Annotated in this window: 13 protein-coding genes and 4 pseudogenes; 8 read left to right on the plus strand and 9 right to left on the minus strand. The window is 47.5% G+C overall.

Annotated features, from left to right (window positions below):
* Positions 1 to 85: 85 nt before the first annotated feature.
* Positions 86 to 997, minus strand: a complete 912-nt coding sequence (locus CWI71_RS00955; protein ID WP_126753374.1) for a hypothetical protein — start codon at positions 995 to 997, stop codon at positions 86 to 88.
* Positions 998 to 1,336: 339 nt separating this feature from the next.
* On the opposite strand from CWI71_RS00955, the pseudogene CWI71_RS00960 reads away from it, so the two are divergent.
* Both CWI71_RS00960 and CWI71_RS00965 read left to right on the plus strand, forming a co-directional pair.
* Positions 1,337 to 2,332: pseudogene (locus tag CWI71_RS00960) on the plus strand (YecA family protein); the annotation flags it as partial.
* Between the two features lie 38 nt (positions 2,333 to 2,370).
* Positions 2,371 to 3,756, plus strand: a complete 1,386-nt coding sequence (locus CWI71_RS00965; protein WP_126753375.1) for a DUF6880 family protein — start codon at positions 2,371 to 2,373, stop codon at positions 3,754 to 3,756.
* A gap of 37 nt (positions 3,757 to 3,793) precedes the next feature.
* Here the strand turns inward: CWI71_RS00965 and CWI71_RS00970 are convergent, their stop codons facing one another.
* Positions 3,794 to 4,588 (minus strand): SDR family NAD(P)-dependent oxidoreductase, encoded by a 795-nt coding sequence (locus tag CWI71_RS00970; protein ID WP_126753376.1) that lies wholly within the window; start codon positions 4,586 to 4,588, stop codon positions 3,794 to 3,796.
* 16 nt (positions 4,589 to 4,604) lie between these two features.
* Complete coding sequence (locus CWI71_RS00975) at positions 4,605 to 5,582, minus strand: glutathione S-transferase family protein (protein ID WP_126753377.1); 978 nt, start codon at positions 5,580 to 5,582, stop codon at positions 4,605 to 4,607.
* Positions 5,583 to 5,763: 181 nt separating this feature from the next.
* Between CWI71_RS00975 and abiEi the strand changes: the two genes are divergently transcribed.
* From abiEi to CWI71_RS00995, 4 genes are all read left to right on the plus strand, one after another.
* Positions 5,764 to 6,288: a type IV toxin-antitoxin system AbiEi family antitoxin gene (gene abiEi, locus CWI71_RS00980; RefSeq protein WP_126753378.1), complete on the plus strand. Its 525-nt coding sequence runs from the start codon at positions 5,764 to 5,766 to the stop codon at positions 6,286 to 6,288.
* 2 nt (positions 6,289 to 6,290) lie between these two features.
* A complete protein-coding gene (locus CWI71_RS00985; RefSeq protein ID WP_126753379.1) occupies positions 6,291 to 7,178 on the plus strand; it encodes a nucleotidyl transferase AbiEii/AbiGii toxin family protein in 888 nt (295 codons plus the stop codon).
* 119 nt (positions 7,179 to 7,297) lie between these two features.
* On the plus strand, positions 7,298 to 7,945 hold the full coding sequence (locus tag CWI71_RS00990) for a HEPN domain-containing protein (protein WP_126753380.1): 648 nt from the start codon (positions 7,298 to 7,300) through the stop codon (positions 7,943 to 7,945).
* Positions 7,946 to 8,031: 86 nt separating this feature from the next.
* Positions 8,032 to 9,741 (plus strand): class I SAM-dependent methyltransferase, encoded by a 1,710-nt coding sequence (locus CWI71_RS00995; protein WP_126753381.1) that lies wholly within the window; start codon positions 8,032 to 8,034, stop codon positions 9,739 to 9,741.
* A gap of 42 nt (positions 9,742 to 9,783) precedes the next feature.
* Here CWI71_RS00995 and CWI71_RS01000 read toward each other — a convergent pair whose 3' ends face one another.
* The 4 genes and pseudogenes from CWI71_RS01000 to istB all read right to left on the minus strand — a co-directional run bounded on the left by CWI71_RS01000 (position 9,784) and on the right by istB (position 15,145).
* Positions 9,784 to 12,900, minus strand: a complete 3,117-nt coding sequence (locus CWI71_RS01000) for a DUF3427 domain-containing protein (RefSeq protein ID WP_126753382.1) — start codon at positions 12,898 to 12,900, stop codon at positions 9,784 to 9,786.
* Between the two features lie 101 nt (positions 12,901 to 13,001).
* Positions 13,002 to 13,784, minus strand: coding sequence for a nuclease-related domain-containing protein (locus CWI71_RS01005; protein ID WP_126753383.1), 783 nt, complete (start codon positions 13,782 to 13,784; stop codon positions 13,002 to 13,004).
* A 50-nt stretch (positions 13,785 to 13,834) separates the two neighbouring features.
* Positions 13,835 to 14,194 (minus strand): hypothetical protein, encoded by a 360-nt coding sequence (locus tag CWI71_RS12040; RefSeq protein WP_198678701.1) that lies wholly within the window; start codon positions 14,192 to 14,194, stop codon positions 13,835 to 13,837.
* A gap of 408 nt (positions 14,195 to 14,602) precedes the next feature.
* A pseudogene (gene istB, locus CWI71_RS01015) lies at positions 14,603 to 15,145 on the minus strand (IS21-like element helper ATPase IstB).
* Between istB and CWI71_RS12045 the strand changes: the two are divergent.
* Together CWI71_RS12045 and CWI71_RS01020 are read left to right on the plus strand one after the other, a co-directional pair.
* Positions 15,102 to 15,245, plus strand: a pseudogene (locus CWI71_RS12045) (ATP-binding protein); the annotation flags it as partial. The pseudogenes istB and CWI71_RS12045 sit on opposite strands and share 44 nt — an antisense overlap.
* Before the next feature lie 96 nt (positions 15,246 to 15,341).
* Positions 15,342 to 15,569 (plus strand): annotated as a pseudogene (locus tag CWI71_RS01020) (hypothetical protein); the annotation flags it as partial.
* A gap of 368 nt (positions 15,570 to 15,937) precedes the next feature.
* On the opposite strand, the gene CWI71_RS01025 reads toward CWI71_RS01020, so the two are convergent.
* Positions 15,938 to 16,363 carry a hypothetical protein gene (locus CWI71_RS01025; protein WP_126753385.1) on the minus strand — a complete coding sequence of 142 codons (426 nt, stop codon included), beginning with the start codon at positions 16,361 to 16,363 and terminating at the stop codon, positions 15,938 to 15,940.
* 200 nt (positions 16,364 to 16,563) lie between these two features.
* Positions 16,564 to 17,472, minus strand: a complete 909-nt coding sequence (locus tag CWI71_RS01030) for a DUF5655 domain-containing protein (RefSeq protein ID WP_126753386.1) — start codon at positions 17,470 to 17,472, stop codon at positions 16,564 to 16,566.
* Positions 17,473 to 17,580: the final 108 nt, after the last annotated feature.

Below are 17,580 nucleotides of genomic sequence, written 5' to 3' on the forward strand. Positions count from 1 at the left end.
CCTGAAGATGCCGTCGCACAAAAAAAAGCTATGTTGCCATAGCTCCTTTTCTTAACGCTTTTAAAATACCGTTACACGGCTCGACTTATTGATGCGATTGATACAACGCTCTGCGAAGCATGCGTGATTCCGTGTGATCAATCACACCATCAGCCACTAAGTTATAACTGACTTGCTTCTCACAATAGGTTGGTCCGCTATAAACCGGTTGGATCCAGCCCCATGGCGAGGTTGGCTCTTCGGCTTCTTCAGCTTCGCAAGCAGCATAGTGATCCATAATGGAGCAACCAGTGACATCGACATAATTCGACACACCCGAGTCGATAGGGCCAAACATTACATTCGGATCCAACAGTGAATCAGCACAGGCATCAAGCGTATCAGCCACACCGTCGCCGTCCGCATCCTGAATTAAATCAATGTAGCGTAGCGTATGAACACCTACATATACCCATGACTCGGTAAACCCGGCGCCGTTATTGATGATCAGAGTGCTTTCATAAGCATCTGGTTCATTGAGGATTTCCTGAAATAGAGGAAATGCTGTGAGTTGTGAAAAAATAGAGCTACGGACGTTCGCCTGGATATTAAAATACGCGCGAAAATATTCGCCATTCAAAGTGTAACTCAACGTATTGAAAGAATAGGTTTCATTATCTGTTTCAAATGATCCATGCAAGTTATCCGGTTGCGCCAGTGGCGGCAGCTCGTACGGCGTAGGCAGCCCAAAGTTGACTGGATTGCCCTGTGCGTCAAAAAACTCATAGGTCACACGGATCAGGTTTCCCCCATAGGTAAAACCAGTCGTGGGTGAGCCGGTTAAAGGTATTGAGGTATCATAAGTAAAATTCACCTTGACCGAGGTTGCCGACGAATTACCGATAGTTCCGTTAGCGCTATAAATATCACCAATGAATTCGCCTGATAATTCCTGAGCATAAAGGGATGAGCTGAACAGTCCTGCTGCAATTAGCAGTAACACTTTTTTAGTAGTCATTTTGATTTACCTTTTATCTGGGGGGCAGGAATAACGTATAGGCGCTGTTTAAATTTTAGGCAATATGCTTATAGTCATAGCGGTTAGGGGAATATCTTTAGGCATTGCAGCTTGAGCGGTGATACAAGCTTTTAGTACAGGCCGTGTCTGCAGGCTACCGTGAGCGGTCCGTAATAACGGTAATTGATTGTAGGGTTAGGCTTTTGTACAAAAAAGCCATTATAGTGAGCGATATTCGGACGACAGTCTCGATTTTGAAGAGGTGCATCGTGACTGGCTGGATATCATTCCGTCAGAGGGAATGGCGTATTTGAGAAATAACAGAGGTATTCGAAGAGGAAACCAGGAAGAAATGATCCGTGTCCCTGCGGCAGCGGAAAAAAGTATAAGCGCTGTTGTATGGATTCTACTTCGAAGCAGCGTGCTGAAGTGCTTGATGACGTTGAACAATTCATGGCAATGAATCCGAGCTTAACACTCGATGAGCTCAACATTGTACTACAACATAAAATGAATGAGCGAAATAATCGCCCTAATCCGGATTTTTGCGGCTTGTCTCCTACGCAGATGGCCAACTGGCTCTATGCGCCTTTTGACCAGTTACAGAGCGTGGAAATTCGCACGCCTGAGGATCTTTCATCCAGCCCTGTCATGCGCTATTTGAGCCTGATCCTCGATGAAGCCATGGAGAATGATGGCTCGTTTAGGGCCACCAGCAAAGGCAACTTGCCGACAAAGTTAGTCAAGCAGGCCAGTGACTTATTGCCAGAGTTCGCCGTAGCTGAATTTGAAGGACATATCAGCATTAGTGACTTTGCAGGCAGTAACGAAGACAAATTCAATGCACTGCATTACACCCGTATTTTAGCGGAAATTGCAGGTATTATTTATCGCCGTAGCGGCCGTTACCATGTCAAGAAAACTGCGCAGAAGCAGTATCTGAACCAAGGCATTCAGGCGTTTTTCAAGCCTATGCTGGAAGCGTCTATTACCCGGTATAACTGGGGCTACTTGGATCTCTGGCCTCATGATGTTGACTTGAGAACCTTCTGGTTATTCATGTTATGGCGCCTGCAAAGCCATGCCAGCTTTGATCGACTGGTTGCTGAAACGGCCACAGCCTTTCCAGATTTACTACGCGAATTGGAACCAGACGAATACTACACACCCATTGAGTCTCTTGGCACCCTAATCGAAATTCGCTTCATTGAACGGTTTTTACAGTGTTGGGGGTTTGTCACCATCGACCCGAGACGTTTTTTCGAGCAGGCGCGGGTACCGCGGCAAGTTCAGATACAGAGTTTGTTGACGGAAACATTTGTGTTTCGTGTTTAGCGGTAAAAAGTTACCTCAATTCAGGCGTTTTTTTATTTATGACGACATCTCGACTGACATTGGCGCAGCTATTAGCAAATGCTGATGGTGAGCAGCTGCGCTCACTGATTGAAAAACTGTATGGTGTGCATGAAGCGACCGACACGCTGATAGAAGCTCATCTCCTTCAAAAGCGACCGAAGGCGCTTAATGAACATATCCGCGAGCGAATTCGCCGCGTGAAACAAGGGCGGTCTTTTATTGACTGGAGGGCCAGCGACGCCTTCAGTCGAGACATTGATGTTCTGGTCGACGACATTGAACAACTGGCTGAACAGGACGTTATCGGTGGATTTGATCTGATTGATGCCCTGATTAATACGCACAGCGCTGTGTATGCTCGTGCTGATGATTCCAGCGGCATGATTGGCTTCAGTTACCGGCAGGCAACCGCTATGTGGCTTAAAATCGCTATGACCGCGCGGCAAAGTGGGTTTCTGGATAAGAATTGGCCCGAAGAAGTCTATCAGCGTCACTTGCAAAACGATTATGCGGTTTGGGACTCGCTGCTGGCAAATAGTCGTGAATTACTTACAGAAGATGAGCTCAATCGGTTGGCCGTCCGCTTCGAAAGCGATTTAATTAATTGTTTAGATGAACGTGAAAACACAACATCGCGCTTTGCTTATCTGACCGCAGCAACGGGGCTTAAAGGTGTTGCCGAGGCATTACAGAATGCATCGTTGTACGCACGCGCCACCACTTTGGTAAGTCCACAGCCCAATACGCTGCAACTACGCGATCTGGTCGAATTCTGCCTGCGAGTGGGCGACCCGCAAGCGGCGCTGAATTGGCATGCAAAGGGCGACTGGCCTGCTCAATCCAATGACGGGAGCGACCTTTTAGATCGTATTTACCAGCAGACTGGTAATTCACAAGCGCTTTATGAACTGCGCAAGCAGCGTTATCGGTCGACACCTTCTTACGAGCACCTGCAAAAATTAATCGAACTGACTACCACTGACGAGGCTAGTAAATTCCGTCATAATGCCCCGGCAGTTGCGCAGGAAATCAACAATCTTGGATCTGCGCTCGAATTTTTAATGCACCTTGAGCAATACGAGCTGGCACAAGAAAAAGTACTCCAACACTCCGACCAGCTCTCGCAGCTTTTCTACGGCAACTTAGAAAACTACGCAAAAACCTTTGCTATGCATCACATGCCCCTTGCCGCGGCGCTGTGCTATCGCGCCCTGATCGACGACATTCTGAGCGAAGCACGCTACAAAGCTTATCACTACGCCGCCCGTTATTTTAAACAGTTGATCAAACTGGACGATAAAATCACTGATTACCGAGGTGCGCTAATCCACGCAGATTACCTTGAAAAGCTTAAAAACCGTCATGGCCGGAAGCGTGCTTTCTGGACGAAAGTCGGAGAATGACCGGTACTTAAGCCGCAGGCTGCCACAGACAAACCAATCAGGTGATGCTCTCGACGATGCCGCCTTCGACGCGCAGCGCGGCGCCGGTGGTGGCGCTGGCCTGTGGCGAAGCGGTATAAACGCAGAGGTTGGCGACCTCTTCGGGCGTCGCCAGGCGCATAATAAGGCTCGAGGCGCGATTCTCTTCCAGGAATAAGGTCTCCATCTCGTCGACCGAGACGTCACGCTCTTTCGCGTGTTCTTCCAGCATTTCCTGTACCCCCTCGGTGCGCGTCGGGCCGGGCAAAATACTGTTGACGGTAACGCCGGTCTCCGCCAGCACCTTGGCCAGACCGCGCGAAAGACCTTGTAACGCCGCTTTGCTGACGCCGTAGTGCATCATCGCGGTGGGAATATTGAGCGCCGACTCACTTGAGATAAACTGAATGCGACCCCAACCACGCTCTTTCATGCCTTTGGCATAGTGCCGTGACAGGCGTACGCCGCTCATCACATTCACCTGAAACATTTCCTCCCAGGCATCGTCTTCGATGTCAAAGAATGGCGTCTCTTCGTAAATGCCAAGGTTGTTGACGAGGATATCGACCTCGGGGACGGCGTCAATCAGCTTCTGCGTGCCCTCGGCGCTGGAGAGATCGGCAGCAACACCTGACAGGCGCGCATCAGATACTTTCTCTTTAACGGCTTTAATGGCCGCGTCAACGGTGTCCTGCTTGCGTCCGTTAATGACGACTTCGGCACCAGCCCGTGCCAGCCCCTCGACAATGGCAAGGCCAATTCCGGCGGTCGAGCCGGTCACAATCGCACGTTTTCCGCTTAGGTCAATCTGCATGAATTCCCTCCTTTTTTTATTGCGCAGCACCTGTGCGCTGATAAATACCTTTTCCAGGTAGACGTTCTCGGTCATGCGCGCGCTCGAAGTCCAGCTCCGGCCCCATGGGCACAATGCACGTCGGGTTGACGGCTTTGATGGAGTAGTAACCTTGCTTTATATGTTCAAGGTTGACCGTCTCGCTAACGCCCGGCCACTGGTACAGCTCGCGCAGATAATTCGACAGGTGCGGGTAGTCCTCGATGCGGCGGATGTTGCACTTAAAGACCCCATGGTAGGCAGCATCAAAGCGCACCAAGGTAACGAAAAGTCGCCAGTCGGCCTCGGTCAGGTAAACGCCGGCAAGATAGCGACGGGTGGCCAGATGCGACTCAACGCGATCCAGCGCTTCGAACACCTCGCTTACCGCCTCGTCGTAAGCTGCCTGCTCTTTGGCGAACCCCGCACGATAAACGCCGTTGTTCAGCTTCGGATAGATAAGATCGTTCCAGGCATCAATTTTGTCGCGCAGTGACTCAGGATAGAAATCGAGGTCATTGCCGGTAAGATCGTCAAAGGCGCTGTTGAGAATGCGGATAATATCGGCCGACTCGTTATTAACGATGCGCCCTTGCCTGCGATCCCACAATATCGGCACCGACACCTTGCCGGTGTAGTCGGAGTCTGTCGCGGTATAAAGCTGATGGTGATGGTGCACTTCGCGTAAATGCTTTCCGGCATCTTGTGGCTTGTCGTATTCCCAGCCCTCGTCGCCCATCGCTGGCTTGGCAATCGAGAGCGGAATGTGATCTTCCAAACCTTTGAGCTTGCGGAAAATCAGCGTGCGCGAGGCCCACGGGCAGGTGTACGACACGAAAAGCTGATAGCGTCCCGATTCGGCGGGCGGCATGATCCAATTGCGAAACTGCGTCTCTTCGCGCTCAAACGAACCGCTTTTCGTCTCGCTGTCAGCAATATCGCCTTTTACCCATTCTCCGTTCACCAGACCTGCCATAACGCTCTCCTTTTTTGTCTCTATAGTTAGTCTAGGTGAGTTTTAATAGAGGTCAAAAGCCACTGGCTTAACAGGTATACATTAGATTACCTATACGGTAACAAACTGTAGACCATTGTCTTGCGCAAGCTTACCAACGAGTCTACACTAAATTACTTATTCGGTAACTTAGTGTAGACCTATGACTAAATCTGATGAGCTACTAAACGCATTAGCGAAAGCGGTGAACGCTGGCGGTGGCATTCACAGTGCAACAGAGCTTGCTTTTATGTTGGGTGTGCCTTGTGACTCAGCTTTTAGAAAGTTCCTCGCAGATAACGTAAAAAAGGGCTTGCTAAGGCGAGTGGTGAAAGGCTTTTATGAAAGTGTGATTACACCACCTGAGCCTGCGACGGCTATTTATAAAATCATAAAAAAGCTGCGCAGCGGCGTATTGAACTACATCAGCTTAGAAAGTCAGCTCAGTCATACCGGCGATATTTCGCAAATTGTGATGGGCAGAGTCACGGTGGTTACTAAAGGTCGAAGTGGTCGTTTTGATACGCCTTATGGTGTGATCGAATTTACCCACACCAAGAAGCCAGTCGAACAAATCGCTCCTAATTTGTACTACGACCCCGACATTAAAATGTATCGCGCATATAAAGAACAAGCGATTGCAGATCTAAAACACTGCCGACGCAATCTACATATGCTGGAGAGCTAAGTATGCTGAAGCAACAAATTCGCCAAATCGTACAGTCAAACCCTGACTATGCAGCAGTAACGCCCGTCATAGAAAAAGAGATCTTGCATCATGACATTATGGACGTGCTGATCAAACAAGGCGTTATGCAGCGATTAACCTTTATTGGTGGCACTTCATTACGCATGTGTTACAACAGCAGTAGGTTGTCAGAGGATCTTGATTTCAACGGCGGCCATGACTTCAAACCGTCAGAGTTTGAGGGGCTGGAGTCCGAAATCCAGAACTATATTCAAAATAAGTATGAAACCGAAGTTTGGGTAAACAAGCCCTCTGACGAGCAGCGTGGGGATACTGTTTCGTGGAAAATTAGCATAGTAAAAGAGCCTAATCGTCCTGATTTACCAAGACAAAAAATGCATATTGACGTCTGTGCAATACCCTCATTCGATATCGAAAAGCGTCCGTTAATTAATCATTACGACATTGTTGTGCCGACTGAAGGGATCTTGGTTCCGGTGCAATCATTACAAGAAACACTGGCCGATAAGCTTATCGCGTTAGCGTATCGCTCCAGACGTATCAAGCCTCGTGATATCTGGGATATTGTTTGGATTAAGCAGCGCGGGATTGATTTGTCCAAGATATTGATTGAAAAGAAACTCACCGCCAGACACAAGCATACAGATGACTTTCGACAGGCGCTGTCTACTGCGTTAGCCAAGCTAATGTCGGAAGAGGAAGTACGGAATGACTTCAATATGGAAATGAGCCGCTTTATCCCTAAGCAAATTAAAGAGAGAACCCTGGATAGCCCTGAATACTGGGCGTACGTTCAGAGTGAGGTGAATGGCATTGCGTCTGAGTTACTTCAGGATGGAACGCCAAAAAATCCATTTGATATGGGTTAGTTCTATACGAATGCGGCGCTCTAATTTTTTATTGCGACGCTGCTGTTAAAGGCTAGAAAAAATTGTGTGTTTATGAAAAGTTAACGAGAGTTAACCAAATAATCAGCAAAGGAACTGCCATGAATTATGAGACCCTAAAAACCAAGCAACGCGCAATCAGAGAAGGCTTCTCTGATAATCTTGGCTTGCGGGTGCACCGCGCGCTGAGCTGGCTGAATAAAGCAGAGCAGTGCGAGGATGACCTTGATAGCAAGTACATCTTCTTGTGGATAGCCTTCAACGCAGCTTATGCCCAGGACATGGATGAGTCGATTCGCATGACTGAGGCCGCCCATTTCTCACAATTCATTAACAAACTTGTTGAGTTAGATAGCGACAACAGTTTGTATCAGATGCTATGGAGCGAATACGCTTCAAACGTCCACATACTTCTGAAAAACCAGTATGTGTTCCAGCCGTTCTGGGAACATAAAAGCGGCAAGTTAACTGAAGCTGAGTGGAAAGAGAAGTTCCAAAGCGCCAACCGCGCGGCCGCGCAAGCTCTTGGCGAGCAGGACACAGCGAAACTTCTGTCGATTGTGTTGCAGCGTCTATACACATTACGCAGCCAACTCATTCACGGTGGCGCCACCTGGCAAAGTTCAGCCAATCGCGAGCAAATACGCGACGGTAGTGCTTTTCTCAGCAGCCTGGTGCCAGCGATTATCGATATTATGATGGATAACCCTAATACGCTTTGGGGTCAGGCTTCGTATCCGGTGGTGTGAGCCATAGAGATGTCATTGCGCAAAAAAAGTCACTATAGTGAGCGATATTCGGACAAAAAAGCAGCCGAAAACGGATTGAGCTCAGAATGGATGACAACATAAATTACTACACTCAACATGCCGAAACGCTGGCAGACCAGTACGACAGCCTCGACTTTGAAGAGGTTCATCATGACTGGCTGGATGTGATTCCCTCCGAGGGAATGGCATTGGATGTCGGCGCCGGCTCCGGCCGCGATGCCCGCTATCTGGCCAGCAAAGGTTTAAGTGTAGTCGCTGTTGAACCCGCTGCAGGTATTCGCGAACACGCGCAGCACTATGCTGGCGGCAACTACGGTAGCGGTCAGCCCATTCACTGGCTCGACGACAGCCTGCCCGAACTTAGTCAGGTGCAAAAGCTACAAACAAAGTTTGATTTAATTCTGCTAAGCGCGGTATGGATGCACATTCCACCGTCTTCGCGCCAACGCAGCTTCCGCAAACTCAGCTCACTGCTTAAACCTAACGGCAAAATGGTAGTGTCGCTGCGCCACGGCGCCAGCCCTGACGAGCGCACCATGCATCCGGTTTCTGCCGATGAATTGGCGCTGTTTGCGCAGCAGCAGGGGCTGAGCTTCAAGTTGCTCGAAAAACGCGATGACGCCTTGCAACGTCAGAATGTGAGCTGGCAAACCGTAGTGCTGACCCTGCCCGATGACGGAACCGGCGCTTTTCCGCTTATTCGTAATATCGTGGTGAATGACAACAAGTCATCCACCTATAAAGTGGCGTTGCTCAGAACCTTGCTGCGCATTGCCGAAGGCCACCCCGGCGCCGTGCTGGAGCAAACCAACACGCATGTGTCACTGCCCATGGGACTTGTTGCGCTTTACTGGCTAAAGCTCTATAAGCCACTGATTGATCAGCATAGCTTTCAACAAAGCAGCAGTAGCAAGGGCCTTGGCTTTGTTAAAGCAAACGGCTGGCAACAGTTGACGACGTTTACCGCGAACGATTTTTACATTGGTGCCTGCTATCGTGATAACGAAGCAGCGCCCCATGTGTATCGCACCCTTAAAGATATCGCCGCAACCATTAAGAACATGCCGGCGAAGTACATTACCCTGCCGGGCACCAAGACTGAGGTGTTTCAGGTTGAGTTACAGCGCAGCCAGGCACCGAAAGGTGCGCTGGTACTCAATTATGACTTTTTCAAATCGTTGGGCACGTTTAATGTGCCACGCAGTATCTGGGACGCGCTCTCGCGCTTCAGTGTGTGGATTGAACCTGCACTCGTAAATGAGTGGAGCAACCTGATGGCAAGCTACGCGCAGAACCAGCAGCGACAACTGTCGCGGGTTGATTTTCTGACGGCCCTGGCGTGGGAAAATCCCGAGCGTACCACCCACCGGGTACGCAGCCGTGTTGAGCAGTTAATGGTTCAAGATCAGGTGCGGTGCTGCTGGTCCGGTAGCGCCATTCGTAAATTCGGCTACGCCATTGATCACGCGTTTCCCTTCTCGCGCTGGCCCAATAACGACCTATGGAACCTGCTGCCCACCAAAACGGTGATTAACGCCAACAAGTCAGATAAACTGCCGACGCCTCGCACGTTGCTGCAATCGCGCGATTACATTGTTCACTGGTGGCGTCAGGCCTGGCAAGAGCATCGCGATGAGTTCTTTACCCAGGCCAACTTTGCACTGCCAAACCTCGCGCCCGGCAATCAAAGCTATGACGATGTGTTTGAGGCGCTTGCATTGCAGCGGGACCGGATTAAGTATTTTCAGCAGTTGCAGGATTGGGAAATTGTTTAATTAGGTCTATAAAAGATCATTTTTGGTGCACTTCCCGGCTCCTCATCGAGCCACCGAGTACTCCTGAAATAACTTTGCCGATAGAGGATGTTTGAGCCTCCAAGTAATATTCATCGGCCGTTCACCTTCACTTTTCACAAAGGTAACAGGCCCACAGGCTCGATAAGCAGATTCTTTATTTAGTCGAACGAACAGCTGATAGCGCCAGCCGTTAGTTTCGCTTTCAAGATAACGACGTCCCGCCGCAGTATGCGGCGCAGCCGTATTTTGCGACTGCCAGTGAAATAACTCGCGACTGATCGCATAGTCATCGTAGGCCACTCCTTCATGCAATGCATTTTGCTTGTCTAGTGTGACAAAAAGTAACTCAAGCTTAGCTTCTTGGTCACGCCAAACGCCTGCTTGAAAAGGAGAGTAACTACTTTCGGTGTAGTAATCGACCGCAGTTAGAATTTCACGAATTTTATAGGCGCTATGAAGCTTTAATCCTGTCGATTCGAGCTCGGGCACAGTTTGGAACTGCTCGTTGGTAGCGGCATCAAGCGCGTCAGCTAACTCGATTAACTCAGTAAGTAACGCCGGTGTTTCCGCTAGCTCTTGCAAAAAGCTCGCAACAGACTGGATACCTTGGCCACCCCGAATTTGATACGCCAACATTAATGCACGTTTTTTAGAGAGACTATCTTGGCCTAGCGATCGTTGGCCAATAGCTCGCATGACGGCCAGGTAATCAGGGTCATCGATGTGCAATACATCTTTAAATCGACGGTTTATGCGAATTTCCTCGTCTGTAGCGTCGCCCTCGATTAGCTGAGCATCGCGCTTCAACCGGGTCCAGCCAGACGCCCCACTCTTTCGATAAATATCTTCAAATTCTAGCGCCTGTTCACGTACGAATTCAGCCAAACATACATCTTGTGCCCCATGTCGGGTGCGGTAACTATGTAGCTCCATTTGCAACCGGCGCCAATTTAGATTTACCGCTTGTCGCAGACTACTTAATATTTGCTCACGCGCCTGTTTTTGCAGTTGCAAATAGCAGCCAGGGGGTAGCTGTCCAAAACCCTGTTCAACACCATCAATAATTTGACGGCGAGAAAGGCCAGTGATGGAGCTGTAAAGAACATCAAAGCGAAAGTCAGACGAATATTGGCCCACAAAATCAAGGATTAGGCAGCTATCTTTTCCCTCGAATAAGCGTAGCCCTCGCCCTATTTGCTGCTGGAATAAGGTCGCACTTTGTGTCGGACGTAATAAAAGGAGTGTATCGACAAAGGGTAGGTCGACGCCCTCATTGTAGAGATCGACGGTGACAATGACATTAATTTCCCGTTGCTCGAGCATTTTAGGCAATCGTTTCCGTTCGGCTGAAGGGGTTTGGCCAGTAACGATGGCAGCTTTAATCCCATGCTTAAGGAAAAACTCTGTCATATATTCAGCATGTGCCACTGACACACAGAAAGCCAAAGCACGGCAGCTTTCTATATCACTAACATGCTCATGCCAGGCGCGAACGATAGCCATTGCACGAGCCGATTCTCCAGTAAGCAAGTGTTCTAACTGTGCTACTTCATTGGCCGCACGCCAATTCACTTCTGAATAATCGACTCCGTCAGCACAAGCGTAATACTCAAAGGGTGCAAGCAGTTGCTGATCTAGCGCATGCCATAAGCGCATTTGCGCAGCTGGCGTTCCATCGGGCCGAGAGTCAAAGTGGTGGAGAATGTTTAGGCCGTCCCCCCGTTCTGGCGTTGCGGTTAATCCGAGCAAGTATTTGGGAGCAACGTTTTCGATAAGCCGTTTAAAGGTGGAGGCTTCTACGTGGTGGCACTCATCTATAATCACCACATTCCAATAATCTACACCAAGTTGCTCAACCAAGTTACGGCTGTTCACGCTCTGAATAGTTGCAAATAAATGGTTATGTGACTCTGGCTCATGGCCACCTCCAAGATAGTCACCAAAATTGCTGTCACGCAAAACATGCCGAAACGTGAGCATCGATTGGCGAATAATTTCATCACGGTGCGCCACAAACAGTAGCCTTGGCTTTCCTCCCTCCTGCTGACAAAGTCGTTTGTAATCGAACGCTGCCATAACGGTTTTACCAGTGCCAGTAGCAGCGACAAGAAGATTGCGGTAACGCCCATGAGCACGTTCATTTGCTAGTTGGTCAAGGATGATTTGTTGGAAAGGCTTAGGTTGAATATCAAAAAATGTCGTAATGACGTTATCGTCGTACTGCGGGCCACCACGCTCTCGACTTAGAGCTTGGCGCAGCTCTTGAACATGCGTTTGATTACTTGGATCATAAAGCTGAAACTCTTCGTCTTGCCATAGCGTCTCGAAATGCGCACGGGCTCTTTGGTAAAGGAACTCCTGCCCATTTTCTGTGAACTTTACAGTCCACTCAAGGCCACCCATGAGGGCTGCACCGGAGAGGTTAGCACTACCTACATAAGCGGATCCAAATCCTGTATCACGTTCAAAGATCCATGCTTTCGCGTGAAGCCTATTCCTACGTCCATCCAGTGAAACCTTGACCTCACAATTTGGAAGCTCAGCAAGCATATCGACCGCTTTTAAATCGGTCGCGCCCGTATAGGTCGTTGTAATTATGCGTAGACTGGTTCGCGAAACCTCTTGTGCGTTTACGGCTGTTATTTCACGAAGGAGATTAATGATTTTACGTACACCGGAGACAGTAATGAAGCTCATCAGAATGTCGACGTGCCGGCAGCTTGAGAGTTCGGCTTGAAGCTCGTGAAAGAGCGCAGGAGAATCCTTTCCTGATGTAAAGAGCCAGGGTTGTGCCATTCCGACGCTCGGCAAATTTAGAGTCTCAGTCGGATGATGAAGCGCTCTTAAAATTTCAGGCGGTTTTTGATAACGCGACGACGCCTTGCCACCTGTTAACTGACGTGCGTAAACAATAAGATCATTTAAAATTTCGATCTGTCGAAATAGTCGCTCGTCTTGCCGACCACCGTCATGCTGCAGCTCAGCTAACGCATCGGAGATTTCTTCGGTAAGCACTTCGGCAAGGTGACGGCTACTGGTCGTTAGATCTAACCTCTCGCTCACTTCGACAAGCCCAGACTCTTCAATAGCTTTTTGTAGCGCCTCGCTTTTTAAAAGCTCATAAAATCCCTGCTTCATTAAATGTTGTCCCTAGCTGAGTAATACTTAGGTTAAGGTGCCAGGTTTAGGTTACTTGAGCAAGCGCATGAAAGTCCTAAAAAAATGAGCCGCTATAAAAGTCATGCCCTGTTCGAACGTATAAATCTACTCAAGTGGTAAGCGTATAAATGAACGTCTTCTGGCTCGATTTGCTTGGGTTGGTTTTCGATGAAAGCTGGCAAGGCTTTTGGATTTAATACCCAGACTTTGGTCCGGCGTGTATCAGGGCTATTGATGTACCAGCCCGGATATACCACTACACCGCGAATCGGTAACTTTCGTCCGGTCGACTCGCTGAGCAGCTCACCAAGCCAATAACTGGCCGCGTTCACTTGTGTCACCGGGTCGCCTTTGATTGGTTTGCCATGATGCTTAACCTGTACTCCGTCGAACTCCAGTTCTGACTTTCCTTTTTCCGGTTTGGACATCATTTTGGTTTCGATGACGTAAATTCCTGAGGAGTGTATGACGACGTGATCAAGATTAAACTTCTCACCTTCAATATCATGAAATACTTGTGCACCGTTTACACGAAGTCGCTCAAGGAATTGGCCTACGGCTTTTTCGCCGGCAATGCCTAGTTTTATTTTATTGACAGCGCGCAAGCCACGAACCATTTTCCAAGCAGCAATTGCCACAATCCCCAGAGCAACCACCGAGACTAAAATTGGACTGGGTAGAGTTTCAAAATACCATCGATACCATTCATATATGGCCAGAACGACAGCCACTGTGGCAATCATGTAAAAAAACAAGACATCGTCCAACAAGGTATCTATTAAACGTTTCTCTAATGACTGGCCGGGGTTGCGTAATGGCTTAGACTTTAAAGGAGACTTTTTAGCTCTTGAATTTTTAAGCATCGATAATCGCCCAGAAGCACTCGTTCAAACGCACCTCACGCCAAACCATTTTAAACATTCAACGCTCTAGGAGCTCCCCGAGTCAAGCGCCATGCGCCAGCAATGATTAGTAAGACTATGTGAAAGCCTACGTACGCCCAGTATAGCTCTCCAGTTTCGGTTGGTGATTCCGTTACATGTCGGGCCGTATCAAAGGCTCCCGATGATGCGGCATCACTTAATAAAATGCTTGGGCTCAGAAAGGCTGTGTTAATGATATTTATTCCAAAGGTTATCCCTGACAGAGTTGGTTGAGATCGAAAAGATATTAAAGCCAGCACACTACAAAGCATGGCGATGAACACTCCTCCTACCGGGATAAAGATAGAAAGTCCACCGAAAATGAGGGCGATAATTGCTAGCGCTTTCATACATACTCTCCAATTTTATTAATATAGCGACTTATATTTAGTAGTGGTTATACGCACAGCAAACAACATTAAACCACAAATAAATATTACGCAATATTAACATGCGCAGTATATTAGCCCCTTTTCAAAACGGACACTCGTTTGTTAAGCGATAGGCGTAGACCTATCTTTAAGGAGTGTTTATGGAGCGTATAGAAATTTTCACTGGTGAACAACGCCGTCGTCGTTATACTCCGCAGGAAAAGCAAAATTTGTTAATTTTCGCTATACTCGCGCCGGGTTTCGACCTGTGCCGGAGGTAGCTCGCGGTTCATTATCGGCTCAAGCGCAAACTGCACTTCGAGGATCAAGTGTCAATGGCCATTAAAATTGATCCACTTTTGGCCAATAAAATTGACCCACCTGCGATCAGGTTTTGCTGACTTTTTCCTTCAGTCGATAGCTTTCTCCTCCGAGCATAAATATGTGTGAGTGATGGATGATCCGATCGATGATCGGTACGGCAACATTGTCATCATGGAAGAACTCACCTCAGCTGGTAAAATCTTTGTTCGTCGTCAAGATGATAGACCGATATTCATATAAGCTATTGATCAGCTGGAACAAGTTATAACGCGACTTACGCGACATGGGTAAGTAACCCAACTCATCAATGATGATGAGGTCGTATTTGCTTAGCTGTGTAAGCCGCTTTTTGAGTTCTCCCTTCATTTCGGCAAGCTCTAGTTCCTCAACGAGCGTCAATGCGTTTCTGAACACGACTTTGTATCCGGCCTGGATTGCTTCATGACCGATCCCAATGGCCAGGTGGGTCTTGCCCACGCCCGGGGGGCCGATAGAAATGACGTTCTGGCGCTCATCGATAAAACTAAAGTCGAGTAACCCATTGATTTGGCGCTTGGTTACTATCTTAGATCGGCTGCTGCACCACTCAACTACGCTGAATATCAAGGGTGAGAGTTATCGACTAAAAGACAAACGTAAAGCTGGCATCATCACAGCTAGCCACACAACCGAAGAGGAGACTGACATCAATTTAGATACTACGTAGCCGGTTCTCACTGTTGAAAACCGGACAAATTAACTTGGCGATATGCGGACATTTCAATCTGGTGAAAACCGGACATTTTAAGTTGGTGTTGACAGTATTAACTTTGTGACACCGGGTAGCCAGCACCGTGGTGAAGATAACGCCATATTGGCGGCACGCGCCGCGTTATATGAGCAACAAAAACGCAGCCGTCCGGAGCGCTGGTCAGGCAACACCAGAGACTGGACCCCCGTTGGTGACGTTGCGCTGAATCCCTCCAATGTCGAGGAAATTAAGCGTAATACTGCGATTGCTCGAAACAGGTTTTTTGGACAATTCGGTTGAAAAACACCGCCCCCTCTCTTAGTCCAATCGATAGTGGGCCTAAAACAAGGAAGTGCAATGAGCTGTAACATTGCTGGGTCAGAACTTTATAGGAGCATTTGTAGTTAAAACTTTCACAAGAAAACCCATATGCAACGTTTTAAATCTAAAGCTTGCATATAAAGTCTTCTATGCAACTTTCTTACACTAACCCAGTTATGGCTAAATAATGCTGAAATTCGTTGAAAGTCATCTAAGATAACTCTTATGCAAGGTTCCCCACCTCTAACTTTAATATAGGATATGTATACAAAGCTGGGTAGAACCCCATTTTGACAATAGCTAGATCAGGCTACTCAAACGATCCAGTTACTCCATTCGTAGCATTATCAATTTTCATCTATATCCCAAAACTTTTCTGAGTCTTCAGCCTGCGCTATAAAAAACTCAATATGGGTTTTACGACGCGACCGGTCTTGTTGAGTTAAACGTTCCATACATGATCTTAATGCAGAAGCGTCTTCCCGATCAGCTTTTCTAATTTCGGCCATTAATTGACCGTCTTTAACGACGACAATCGTACCTTTACCACTGTCGATTTGGATTTCGCCTTCGATCAGATGCAGGGTACTGCTTGGCAAGTACTCGTCGAACCCCCTGGTGATCAACAGCCCATGACTCAGCTCCTTACACTGAACAAATGGCACCGATATTGCGAATTTTTTATTACCCTCTGGATAAACAACAGCCACAGCTGCACCATCAAGAAGCTCATGAATAGCGCGATTTACTCGATCATTAATTGCATAAAGCATTGTGTTTTTGTCTCAAGTAATATCCTACGGTTTCTCTACCCACTAATGCTCATCTGTATAATCTCTGACAGCCTTATTAAATTCGTAACGCTCTCTGGGAGACGAATGTTTCTGCTTGGGGTCGGCAATCAAACATTTCCCATCAGAGGGTTCTCAGCTGGAAATGATTTAGATGTAGCTCTCGCAGGCGAGCCTGAGTATTAGTCTGTAACCAACTGTTTTATTAGGCTCAAGATATATTCAAGCTGGCTATCGTCCTGCACTTCAACTAAATAATCACCGGTCCCCCAATGTCCAATCTTCGACACGTCCTTCGCTAAATTTTTGGGATCATCTAAGGTGCCAACCTTAGCGCCAAGATATAGCTTAAGTTTGTTCTTCTTTATCTCTATACAAACGATATTTCCATTCTTTTTCAACGCAATATAGTTTTTCTGAGGCCTAACTTCGATATCGTCAGACAAATCCACTATGGAGTCCCTAAACTTTTCGTACAGCTCGTGCATGTCATCAGAAATATCGTTCAAATGATCTGTCTCTGTGTACGTTTTGATCTCGCTGACTACTTTATCAAGCGAGCCATTTTTAGGTGTCATGGCCTTTATGCTCGTTGCTGAACCATTTTGCTTGATCTGAGTCACTGCAACAGTCCCATTTTCAAAACGTTGCACTTCCCAAAGCTCAATGCCAATGTCTTTAAAGTTTGTAGCCTGAATTTGATTCTGAGTGAACGATGGGGAAACAAAAGCAACACGTGTTTGGCTCCAGTCAATCTCGGCCATTTTCATGTGCTTGTTGAAGTGTTCGTTATACGTGACAAGAAATTCTGCTTTATTTTCAAGCATTAAACTTAGATAGCTAAAGCCTTGGTCAATTACACTATTATTTTTACCGCGCTTGTACTCGATGATAATAAATGAATTTGACTGCTCGTCAAAAGCAAGTGTATCAATTCTTTTGTTTTTAATCGTATGTTCACTTTTTACAAAGGTTAACCCCATTAGCTCATTTAAGTTCTTCTCAAAGAAGCTTTGTAAAGAGCGCTCTAACTTGAAAGGCGAGCTTTTAACTCGTTGGATACCTGATGAGTTAACCGAGTACAATTTCATGTTAATCCCTTACGTAAATTTCGTCTTCAGTAATTTATATTGGTTCAGGTTCTAGGGTGGGAGATCCTACGCATCAGCTAATCCTGCTTACTCTTCTAGTCTCCTACG

The organism is Pseudidiomarina insulisalsae, from assembly GCF_003987065.1.
In the GTDB taxonomy this organism is placed as follows: domain Bacteria; phylum Pseudomonadota; class Gammaproteobacteria; order Enterobacterales; family Alteromonadaceae; genus Pseudidiomarina; species Pseudidiomarina insulisalsae.